General features: G+C 66.7%; 11 protein-coding genes. 5 read left to right on the forward strand and 6 right to left on the reverse strand.

Annotation, left to right across the window (positions count from 1 at the left end; all coding sequences use genetic code 11):
* On the forward strand, window positions 1-244 hold a 244-nt coding region (locus HHL10_RS29330; RefSeq protein ID WP_205833283.1), incomplete at its 5' end, for an NAD(P)(+) transhydrogenase (Re/Si-specific) subunit beta.
* 40 nt (window positions 245-284) lie between these two features.
* Here the strand turns inward: HHL10_RS29330 and HHL10_RS29335 are convergent.
* The 3 genes from HHL10_RS29335 to HHL10_RS29345 form a co-directional block, all read right to left on the reverse strand.
* Window positions 285-533, reverse strand: coding sequence for a CBU_0592 family membrane protein (locus HHL10_RS29335; protein ID WP_169163975.1), 249 nt, complete (start codon window positions 531-533; stop codon window positions 285-287).
* A 166-nt stretch (window positions 534-699) separates the two neighbouring features.
* Window positions 700-2,424: a choline dehydrogenase gene (gene betA, locus HHL10_RS29340; protein ID WP_169163976.1), complete on the reverse strand. Its 1,725-nt coding sequence runs from the start codon at window positions 2,422-2,424 to the stop codon at window positions 700-702.
* A 160-nt stretch (window positions 2,425-2,584) separates the two neighbouring features.
* On the reverse strand, window positions 2,585-4,051 hold the full coding sequence (locus HHL10_RS29345; RefSeq protein WP_169163977.1) for an aldehyde dehydrogenase family protein: 1,467 nt from the start codon (window positions 4,049-4,051) through the stop codon (window positions 2,585-2,587).
* Between the two features lie 323 nt (window positions 4,052-4,374).
* Between HHL10_RS29345 and HHL10_RS29350 the strand changes: the two genes are divergently transcribed.
* Together HHL10_RS29350 and choX are read left to right on the forward strand one after the other, a co-directional pair.
* Window positions 4,375-5,385, forward strand: a complete 1,011-nt coding sequence (locus HHL10_RS29350) for a helix-turn-helix domain-containing protein (protein WP_235971870.1) — start codon at window positions 4,375-4,377, stop codon at window positions 5,383-5,385.
* A 112-nt stretch (window positions 5,386-5,497) separates the two neighbouring features.
* A complete protein-coding gene (gene choX / locus HHL10_RS29355) occupies window positions 5,498-6,445 on the forward strand; it encodes a choline ABC transporter substrate-binding protein (protein ID WP_169163979.1) in 948 nt (315 codons plus the stop codon).
* A 164-nt stretch (window positions 6,446-6,609) separates the two neighbouring features.
* Here the strand turns inward: choX and HHL10_RS29360 are convergent, their stop codons facing one another.
* Window positions 6,610-6,804, reverse strand: a complete 195-nt coding sequence (locus HHL10_RS29360; RefSeq protein WP_169163980.1) for a hypothetical protein — start codon at window positions 6,802-6,804, stop codon at window positions 6,610-6,612.
* A 203-nt stretch (window positions 6,805-7,007) separates the two neighbouring features.
* Here HHL10_RS29360 and HHL10_RS29365 point away from each other — a divergent pair, with 203 nt between their 5' ends.
* Entirely contained in the window at window positions 7,008-7,769 is a 762-nt protein-coding gene (locus HHL10_RS29365; protein WP_310734704.1) for a TorF family putative porin, read from the forward strand.
* Window positions 7,770-7,935: 166 nt separating this feature from the next.
* Window positions 7,936-8,271 (forward strand): DMT family transporter, encoded by a 336-nt coding sequence (locus HHL10_RS29370; protein WP_169163982.1) that lies wholly within the window; start codon window positions 7,936-7,938, stop codon window positions 8,269-8,271.
* A gap of 357 nt (window positions 8,272-8,628) precedes the next feature.
* Here the strand turns inward: HHL10_RS29370 and HHL10_RS29375 are convergent, their stop codons facing one another.
* Both HHL10_RS29375 and HHL10_RS29380 read right to left on the reverse strand, forming a co-directional pair.
* A complete protein-coding gene (locus HHL10_RS29375) occupies window positions 8,629-9,498 on the reverse strand; it encodes an ABC transporter permease (protein WP_169163983.1) in 870 nt (289 codons plus the stop codon).
* The gene (locus HHL10_RS29380) at window positions 9,488-10,534 is read right to left on the reverse strand and encodes a quaternary amine ABC transporter ATP-binding protein (RefSeq protein WP_169163984.1); all 1,047 of its coding nucleotides are present in this window, start codon (window positions 10,532-10,534) and stop codon (window positions 9,488-9,490) included. The genes HHL10_RS29375 and HHL10_RS29380 overlap by 11 nt, the downstream gene beginning before the upstream one ends.
* Window positions 10,535-10,715: the final 181 nt, after the last annotated feature.

Below are 10,715 nucleotides of genomic sequence, written 5' to 3' on the forward strand. Positions count from 1 at the left end.
CGACGTGGCCATCATCCTCGGGGCCAACGACGTGGTGAACCCGGCCGCGCTCCAGAAGGGCAGCCCCATCTACGGCATGCCGATCCTGGAGGCCTACAAGGCCAAGACCGTGATCGTGAACAAGCGCTCCATGGCCGCCGGTTATGCCGGGCTGGACAACGAGCTGTTCTACATGGACAAGACCATGATGGTGTTCGGCGACGCCAAGAAGGTCGTCGAGGACATGGTCAAGGCGGTGGAGTGAGGCCCGGGGCGCATACCCTGCAGCACCGGCATCGCACCGTTCACACGGTGCGCCTGTGGCGCCGGTTGCGCCACCATCCCACCAGCGTCAGACCCAGCCAGAAGCACTGCGTCAGGAACGAGGCCAAGTTGAAGGCATGCGTCAGCGAAACCAGGATGCAGGCTGGCCCGACGATATTGAGCAGGACCACCAGCCGTCCCGTCGGCGACTGGTGCAGCACCTGGACAGAAAAATGCGCAGCAACGTAGGCAGCGACGCCGATGAGGCCAATGAAGTCCAGGAAGCTCATGGGAAGTGAAGAAGCAGAGGGGGCCGCCAGGGCGTAGCAGGCATCGGGCCTGCATGGCGGCTCGACCCGGCCAGGGCGGCCGGGACGGCACAGCCGCATTGTCATGCTCCGGCCCTGCTTCTCCTTGACATGGCTTCAGAATGCGCGCGATCGCAATGGTCTGCCCTCAGCCGGTCACCTTCGCACGCGACCCGCTGCGCAGCGCACCGGCGCTCAGGCCCGCCGGCGTGGACCGGCCAGCCTTGAAGTAGGGCGCATTGGAGCGCGCCAGCGGCTGCCGGCCGCGGATCACGTCGGCCAGCTTCTCGGCCATCATGATCGTGGCCGCATTGAGGTTGCCGGTGATGATGCGCGGCATGATCGACGCGTCCACCACGCGCAGGCCCGTGGCGCCATGCACGCGGCCGTCGCGGTCCACCACCGCCATCGGGTCGGAGGCGTCGCCCATCTTGCAGGTGCAGGACGGGTGCAGCGCGGTCTCGGCATGCTCCTTCACGAAGGCGTCGATCTCGGCGTCGCTGCGGATCATGGCGCCGGGCTTGATCTCGCGGCCCCGGAACTCGTTCATGGCCTGCTGGCCGATGATCTCGCGTGTGAGCCGCACGCCGGCGCGGAATTCGCGCCAGTCCACGTCATGCGCCATGTAGTTGAACAGCAGCCGCGGCTTGGCATGCGGGTCGCGGCTGGCGAGCTTGACGTAGCCGGTGCTGGGCGAGCGCATCGAGCCCACATGGCACTGGAAGCCATGGGCCTTGACCGGGTTGCTGCCGTCGTAGTTCATTGCCAGTGGGATGAAGTGGTACTGCAGGTTGGGCCAGGCAAACTCGTCGCTGCTGCGTATGAACCCGCCGGCCTCGAAGTGGTTCGAGGCCGCCGTGCCCGTGCCGCGCAGGTACCACTCGATGCCGATGGCCGGCTTGTTCCACCACAGCAGCGCCGGGTACAGCGACACGGGCTGGGTGCATTCGTACTGCAGGTACATCTCCAGATGGTCCTGCAGGTTCTCGCCCACGCCGCGCAGGTTGACCACCGGCTGGATGCCCATCGCACGCAGTTCGTCGGCGTTGCCCACGCCCGAACGCAGCAGCAACTGCGGCGAGGCGATGGCGCCGTTGCTGACGATCACCTCGCGGCGTGCGCGCGCCTCATGGGCCTGGCCGCCTTGCAGGTAGGCCACGCCCACGGCGCGTTGGCCTGCGAACAGCACGCGGTCGGCCACGGCGCGCGTCTTCACCGTGAGGTTGGGGCGCTGCCGCGCCTGGTCCAGGTAGGCCAGCGAGGTGCTGCAGCGGCGGCCGTCGCCCGTGGTGGTGCGGTCCATCGGCCCGAAACCTTCCTGGCGGTAGCCGTTAAGGTCCTCGGTGCGGGCGTAACCGGCCTGCTCGCCGGCGCGCACGAAGGCGTCGAAGAGCGGGCTGATATCGGCCTTGGGCGTGGTGACATGCAGCGGGCCGTCGCCGCCGTGATAGTCGTTGGGTCCCTTGTCGTAGGTTTCGGCCTTGCGGAAGTAGGGCAGGCAGTCGGCGTAGCTCCAGTTCTCCAGCGACGCGTTCTTCGCCCACTCGTCGTAGTCCATGGCATTGCCGCGGATGTAGACCATGCCGTTGATGAGCGACGAGCCCCCCAGGCCCTTGCCGCGGCCCTGCGTCATGCGCCGGCCGCCCATGTGCGGCTCGGGCTCGGTGACGTAGGCCCAGTTGTAGCGCGTGCCCTGCAGCGGATAGGCCAGCGCCGCGGGCATCTGCGTGCGCCAGTCCAGGCGCCAGTCCGGCCCGCCGGCTTCGAGCAGCAGCACCGTCACGTCGGGGTCTTCCGTCAGGCGTGCGGCCAGCACGCAGCCGGCCGAGCCGGCACCGACGACCACGTAGTCGTACTCGGGCGTGGTGTTCATGGCGTATTTCTCCAGATCATTCGCCAGCAGGAGTTCCGTTCGTCCTGAGGTATCGGAGGATGAACGGCCCTTGCCGTGGTGCCGCCATCGCAGCCTGGCGGATTCGCACTTCAATACCTCAGTGCCAACGGGTCATTCCCATGTAGGGCAAAGTGCCTTGTCAGGCCCCGAACCAGCCCATCGCCTTGGGCGCGAGGTTGATGTAGCTGTGCTTGAGCTCGGTGTACTCGTCGAGTCCGACGCGGGCCAGCTCGCGGCCAATGCCGCTGGCCTTGTAGCCGCCCCAGGGCGCCTCGGGGAAGTAGGGGTGGTAGTCGTTGGCCCACACCGTGCCGAAGCGCAGGGCGCGCGACATCCGGTTGGCCTTGTCCAGGTCGCGCGTCCACACCGCCGCCGCCAGTCCGTAGGGCGTGTCGTTGGCCAGGCGCAGCACCTCGGCTTCCGACGTGAAGCGCTCGGCCGTCACCACCGGGCCGAAGATTTCCTCCTTGGCGATCGTCATGTCGGCCGTCACGTCCGCCAGCAGCGTCGGCTCCAGCCAGAAGCCCCTTTCGTAGCGCGCACCCTCGGGCCGCCTGCCGCCGTAGACCAGGCGGGCCCCTTCGGCGACACCGCGCTCGACCATGCCGAGGATCTTGTCGCGCTGCTGCGCCGACTGCACCGGGCCCATCTGCGTGCCGGCTTCCAGGCCGCTGCCGACGACGATGCGCGGCAGCCGCTGCGCCAGACGGGTCAAGAACTCGTCGTAGATGCCATCCTCAACCATCAGCCGCGAGCCGGCGGAGCAGACCTGGCCGGCGTGGAAGAAGGCGGCATTGAGCGCGTAGTCCACCGCCACGTCGAGGTCGGCGTCGGCGAAGACGACGTTGGGGTTCTTGCCGCCGAGCTCCAGCGCAATGCGCTTGAAGTTGCCGGTGGCTGCTTTCATGATGCTCTCGCCGGCCACCGCGCCCCCGGTGAACGACACCAAGTCCACGTCGCGGCTCTCGGCCAGCTCGGCGCCCACCTCACCGCCACCGGTCACGAGGTTGAATACCCCGGGCGGCAGATCCAGCTCGCACAGCAACTGCGTGAAGCGATGCGTGGTCAACGGCGTGAGGTTGCTGGGCTTGATCACCACCGTGTTGCCTGCACCCAGCGCCGGCGCGATCTTCCACGCCGCCTGCAGCAGCGGGTAGTTCCACGGCGTGATCAATCCACACACGCCCACCGGTTCGCGCAGCGTGCGGCTGATCACGTGCGGCGGCGCCTCATTCACCGCGCCGGCTTCGCCTGCCACCAGGGCGGCGAAGTAGCGGAAGGTGGCGGCGATGTCGCTCATGTCAGTGCTGCTCTCGGTGAGCGTCTTGCCGGTGTTGAGCGACTCCAGCCGCGCCAGGTTAGGGGCGTCCTTGTCGATCAGATCCGCAATGCGGTTCAGCAGCTTCGCGCGCTCGCGGATGGTGCTGCTGCGCCACGGTCCCTCGAAGGCCCGGCGCGCGGCGGCGATGGCGCGGCGCGCGTCCTCGCGCGTGGCCTCAGCGGCTTGCGCGACCACGGTCTCGTCGATGGGGCAGGTGATCGGGCGGGTGCCTTGCGCGGCCGGCGACTGCCATTGGCCGTCGATGTAGAGCTGGGTAGTGATCACTGCGATGTTCCTGGCAGGCGGGTGCGGTGGCTTGGGGACAAGACCATCCGACCCGTTCGTAATGCATATTCAATTTACCGATAGTAAATTGAAATCACCAATGGTGATGTGGGCGCAGTGTAGTGAACTGCGTGCAAGAGCTGGAAATAGAAATGACACATGAGTGCACACCGTGCAATGGTCGATCTCTATGGAAAACCGGTACCAAGAACGCAGCGCGCACGGTTTTCAGCGTTCACAATTCACCAGCGGTAAATTGGTGGAACAGGATGGAAGACAGCTTTGCATCGCGACTGAAGGGCTTGCTGGCCCAAAGGCAACTCATGCTCAAGCAGGTGGCCGAGGCAGTGTCGGTATCGCCCTCGGCCGTGCACAAGTGGACTCGCGGCGGCGAGATCGAATACGAGCGGCTGCTGGCGCTGGCGCGTTTCCTGGGCGTGAACTGGGTCTGGCTGCGCTATGGCGAGCAGGCCCTGGCGGATCTGGAGAGCAGTGGCGCATCCGACCCGCACATTCGCGCCCTGCGCCAGAAGCACCTGGGCGAGATCATGGAGAGCGAGGCGCGCATGAAGTTCGCGCAGGAGGCGGCCGGCATCGTCACCTGGGAGTGGAATGTGCTGACCGACGCGGTGAGCTACTCCGCCAACGCCGCCACGCTGTTCGGCCGCCCCATCGCCGCGATGGACGACTTCCGGGCCTGCGTGCATCCCGCCGACGTCGCGCGCGTGAAGGAGCTGCAGCAGCGGGCGCTGTCGGCGCCGGGCATGCACGAGTGGGAGTTCCGCGTGCAGCGTGAAGGCGAGACGCGCTGGATCTCCTCGCGGGCGACGCTGGTGCGCGACGCCGAGCAGCGCCCGGTCAAGCTGATCGGCGTGAGCCTGGACATTACCGAGCGCCGGCGCACCGAGGCGGCACTGCGCCGCAACGAGGCGCTGCTGGCCAAGGCGCAGGAGCTGGCGCACCTGGGCGGCTGGTACTGGAACCTGCAGACCGACGATTGCGCCTGGACCGACGAGGCCTACCGCATCTTTGGCTGGGCGCCGCAGGCCTTCAAGGTGACGATGGAGCGCTACCTGGCTTCCATCGTCGACGAGGACCGAGCGCGGGTGGAGGCCGCCATTCGCGAGGCGGTCGCCACGCGCACGCGCTACCGCGTCGAGTACGCCATCCTGTGGCCCGACGGCAGCCGGCGCGAGATCCGCGAGGATGGCGAAGTCACCGTGGACGAGCATGGCAACGCCGTGACGATGGTCGGTGCCTCGCAGGACATCACCGAGCAGAAGCAGGCGTTGCGCGCCCGTCGTGGTGGCGAGGAGCGGGTGACGCTTCAGTAGGACTCCATGTCGCCTGCAGGCAAGTTTTCAAGGCCCGGCATGGAAGAGTTGGCGCACGCTCCCGCCGCAACGGCTTCGGCGGGTCCATTGCCCACCTTGCTGAAAAATCGCCATGAAGTGCCTGACCCCTTGCATTGCCGCGCTGGCCGGCAGCCTCGCCCTCGGTGCCGCCCCGGCCTGGGCCCAGGAAGACGCCTCCTGCCAGAAGGTCCGCTTTGCCGATGTGGGCTGGAGCGACATCGCCGCCACCACGGGCCTGGCCTCGGTGGTGCTGCAGGCACTGGGCTACCAGCCCAGCGTGACCGTGGCCTCGGTGCCCATTGCCTTCGCCGGCATGAAGGGCAAGCAGCTCGACGCCTTTCTCGGCTACTGGAACCCGAGCATGACGCCGCTGATGGAGCCCTTCGTCAAGGCTGGCCAGATCCAGGTCTTCGAGCGGCCCAACCTGGTGGGCGCCAAGTACACGCTGGCCGTGCCGGACTACCTGTATGAGCAGGGTCTGCAGAACTTCAAGGACCTGCCGAAGTTCGAGAAGGCGCTGGGCGGCAAGATTCTGGGCATCGAGCCCGGCAATGACGGCAACGCGCTCATTGCCGAGATGATCAAGAAGAACCAGTACGGGCTGAAGGAATTCAAACTGGTGGAGTCTTCCGAGGCCGGCATGCTGTCCGAAGTGCAGCGCGCCGCACGCAGCCAGAAGCCGGTGGCGTTCCTGGGCTGGGAGCCGCACCCGATGAACGTGCAGGTCAAGATGAAATACCTCGAGGGCGGCGACGAGGTCTTCGGCCCCAACTACGGCGAGGCCAAGGTTTACACCGCCGTGTCCGCCGGCTACGAGGCCAAGTGTCCCAACGTCGCCATGCTCTTGAAGAACCTGCAGTTCACCACCGCGATGGAGAACGAGGTGATGCTGGGCATCCTGAACAAGGCCCGGCCTGAAAAGGCTGCGCGCGACTGGCTGGTCAAGAATCCGCAGGCCGTGACGCCCTGGTTGCAGGGCGTGAAGACCTTCAAGGGCGAGGACGCGTCCGCGGTGGTGGCCAAGGCGCTGAAGGGCTGAGCGCCGCAAGCGACGGAGTGAGCAAGGGCAGGAGCGCGGGTCGAGCCGCTCCTGATCAAGGCACCGGCCGGGCTCACGCCTGGCCGGTGCACTTTTTTGCCCATATGGTCGCTGGCTGAACGCGACGCGCGGTCTTCTGGATCTGGTTGCCCACGCAATCACAATCATGTCGGACCAAGACATGTCGGCGTCGTCCTGAGCGAAGCCGCCGCCGGCGGCGTCTCTATGGTCAGGGCGGTGATGCTCAAAAACAGCGGCAGCAGCGCCACAAACAAAGCCGCGGCCTGTGCCGCTTCCATGGCGACAAGGCGAATCGCTGGCTGGCGGGAGGTCTCCAGCGACCAGCGGTTTCCCGGCATCACACCGCGATCGGCCTGAGGACGGCGCCGCCGTCCGCGGGCACAGCGATTCTTTCCTGGCCTCGCACCTCCGCTTCCCGGGGGAGCGTCAACGAAAGCTTGCCATGCCACAAAAACATCTTTCTCTTCTGGTCGGCGCTGCCGCCGTTGCAGCGGCCTGCCCTTGGGCGGTGCAGGCCCAGGGCACGGACGCACCCAGACAAGTGGCAGCCGCGCCGCTGCCCGTGGAGACGCTGCCCGATGCGGCGACGCCCTCCTCCTCGCCGCTGACGGCCAACCTGACGCTGAGCTCGCAGTACGTCTCGCGCGGCTTCCGCCAGACCTGGGGCAAGCCCGCCATCCAGGGCGGCGTGGACTATGCGCACCCCAGCGGCTTCTCGATCGGCACCTGGGCCTCCAACGTGAGCAGCAAGTTCATCGAGGACGCGACGGTCGAATGGGACCTGTACGCCGGCTACGCTCGGGCCGTGGGCGACGTCACCTATGGCGCCACCCTCTACTACTACGCCTACCCCGGCGCCAGGATTCGGTCCACGGACACCAGCTACAACTACGGCGAGCTGATGGGCTCCGTCGCCTGGCGCTGGCTCACGCTGAAGTACTTCCACACGTACACGCGCAACTACTTCGGCTTCGAGGACAAGGCGGCCGGCCTGCACAGCCGCGGCTCAGGCTACATCGACCTCACCGGCAACTTTGACCTGGGCAGCGGCCTGGCGCTGTCGCTGCATGTCGGGCGCCAGCGCGTGAAGAACTTCAGCGACTACAGCTTCCGCGATGCCCGCGCGGCGCTCTCCAAGACCTTCGACGGCGGCTGGACCCTCACCGGCGCCTACACCAGGGCCTGGGCGCGCACGGATGTCTACGACAACTACACGACCGGCGCCCTGGACTCCAGTGGCCAGCCGGCCGTCTCCAACCCGCTCAAGGGCACTTTCGTGGTGTCGCTGACGCGCAGCTTCTGAAGCGGGCGTCCCGGGCGCCGAGCCGAATTTCCGGGCACCGTGCCGGGCCGGCGAGGGCCTGGCCTGGTGGGGGACCAGTCCTGTGGCCGCGCGGCGGCAGGGCTGGTCCCCTTGTCGCTGTAGTCGTCAAGGCAGCCTGAACCCAGGCATTTCAAGCGGAGAACCCATGGCAGCTCCTTACCTGCATCTGACAGTCGCCATCGTGGCCGAGGTCGTGGCCACCAGCTTCCTGAAACACTCGGACGGCCTGTCGCGACCGGGGCCTACGCTGGCGGTGGTCCTGGGCTATGCGGTGGCCTTCTACTTCCTGTCGCTGGCGCTGCGTACCGTGCCGGTGGGCATGGCCTACGCCATCTGGTCCGGCGCCGGCATCGTGCTGGTTTCGCTCGCCGGCTGGGTGCTGTTTCGCCAGGCCATCGACGCCGCCGGGCTGCTGGGCATCGGCTTGATCCTGGCGGGGGTGGTGGTGATGAACGTGTTTTCGAAGTCGGGCGGGCATTGAGCTTTCGCACCGGTGGGCGATGAATGACCCCAGCATGCCCGCGTAGGGATAGTGCCGTCCGCGAGGAGCACGGGCGCCGGTCGTGAGCTGACACGCTACCCCACACCATTTCGTCATCCCCGCGAAGCTCGCGATCTCATTCCAGTTCTTCGTGGGCACTGAAAGAAACCCCGTTCGGGCTGAGCTTGTCGAAGCCCTGCGCCGACAACCGAGCGCCTGCCTTTCGACAGGCTCAGGGCGAACGGGATTTACTTCACTTTCGAAAACGAACTGGAATCACCAATGAAAAATGCCCGCGTCTTGCGGGCATTTTCTCGGCATGCCCGCCTGCGCGGGCTCATCCAACGGCCTCCGACCTCAGGCCTCCAGGTGGCGCGTACCGAAGCTCTCGGTCAACCGGTCCAGGATGATCGCCAGCAGCACCACCGACAGCCCGCTCTCGAAGCCCAGGCCGATGTCCAGGCGCTGGATGCTGGAGAGCACGTCGTTGCCCAGGCCGCCGGCACCGACCATCGAGGCGATGATCACCATCGACAGCGCCATCATGATCGTCTGGTTCACGCCGGCCATGATGGTGGGCAGCGCGATGGGCAACTGCACCTTCCACAGCAGCTGCAGCCCATTGCAGCCGAAGGCATGGCCGGCTTCGACCTGCTCGCTGTTGACCTGCCGGATGCCCAGCCCGGTGAGCCGCACCACCGGCGGCATGGCGAACACCACGGTGGCCAGGATGCCCGGCACGCGGCCCAGGCCGAACACCATCGCCGCCGGAATCAGGTAGACGAAGGCCGGCATGGTCTGCATGAAGTCCAGCACCGGGCGCAGCAGGGCGTTGAAGCGGTCGCTGCGCGCGCACAGGATACCCAGCGGCACGCCGACCACCAGGCTGATGATGGTGGCGGAAAAGACCAGCGACAGCGTCACCATGGTCTGGTCCCAGAAGCCCGTGATGCGAATCACCAGCAGGCTCAGCAGCACGAAGAGGCCGAAGCGCCACTTCAGCCTCCACGTCCCCAGCGCGACCGCTGCCACGAGCACCAGCCAGGAGGGGATGGCAAGGAAGGCGCTTTCCACCTGGCCGGCGAAGCCCTCGACCACGGCCCCCACGGCGTCGAACACGCTGCCGCCCTGGTCCAGCAGGAGCTTGACGCCATCGTTGACCATGGAACCCAGCGGCAAGAGGCTCTTGCTGTTGTCCAGGAAATTGGAGAGGAAGTCAGCTGGCATGGCGGGTGCTCGCGATCTTGAGGAGAAGGCTCTTGGGCGTGATGCAGCCCACGAGGCGCTCGGCGTCGTCGAAGACGCTCACGGGTTGATCCAGCCCAAGCACGGTACGCAGGGCATCGGGCAACGTGGTAGTCGCTGGGAGTCTGTTCGAGGCGCCACGCGCGATGAGGTCGGCCGGGGGCGGCGTGCTGTCCACCAGGTCGGCGGCGGTGAGGTAGCGTGAGGTGTCCACGCCCTTGAAGAAGCGGCGCACGTAATCATTGGCCGGGCGGGTGACGATCTCGTGCGGAGAGCCCTCCTGCACCAGGTTGCCGCCTTCCATGATGCCGATGCGGCTGCCGATCTTGAGAGCCTCCTCCAGGTCGTGCGAGACGAAGAAGATGGTGCGGCGGTGCTCGCGCTGGAGCTCCAGCATCAGGTCCTGCATCTCGGTGCGCTTGAGCGGGTCCAACGCCGAGAACGCTTCGTCCATCAGCAGGATGTCGGGGTCCACGGCCAGCGCGCGTGCCAAGCCCACGCGCTGCTGCATGCCGCCGGAGAGCTGGCGCGGGTACTTCTGGGCGTAGGCCTTGAGGCCGACCTGCTCCAGCGCACCCATGACCTTGTCACGGTACTGGCGGGCGCTGTCGCCGGCGATCTCCAGCCCGAAGGCCACGTTGTCGAACACCGTGCGGTGCGGCATCAGCGCAAAGCTCTGGAACACCATCGCCACGCGCTTGCGCCGCCAGCGCACCAATTCGGCCGCGGGCATGGTGCACACGTCTTGCCCGTCGATGCTGATGGAACCGGCCGTGGGCTCAACCAGCCGGTTGATGAGCCGGATCAGCGTGGACTTGCCCGAGCCCGACAGGCCCATGAGCACGTAGATGTCGCCGGCCTGCACGTCGAAGCCGACCTTGTTGACGCCAACCACCTGGCCCGTGCGCTGGAAAATCTCATCCTTGGACAGGCCCTGCTTCAGCAGCGCCAGTGCCGGCTCGGGCTTGGTCCCGAAGACCTTGGTCAAGTCGCGTATCTGGATCTTCGGTTTCGACATCTCAGCTCCTGGAACAGACGGGGAAGGGGAAAAGCTCGTCATGGCTGGGTGAGGGCGTGCCGGACTAGCGCTCGACCTCGATATTGCTCAGCGGCTTGCTGCAGCAGGGCAGGAACCAGCCCTGCGCCACCTCGCGCGGGCGCAGGCCGCCGCCCTGGTTCATCTCCACCTCGCCGGCGAG

It is taken from the genome of Azohydromonas caseinilytica (genome assembly GCF_012927045.1).
In the GTDB taxonomy this organism is placed as follows: domain Bacteria; phylum Pseudomonadota; class Gammaproteobacteria; order Burkholderiales; family Burkholderiaceae_C; genus Azohydromonas; species Azohydromonas caseinilytica.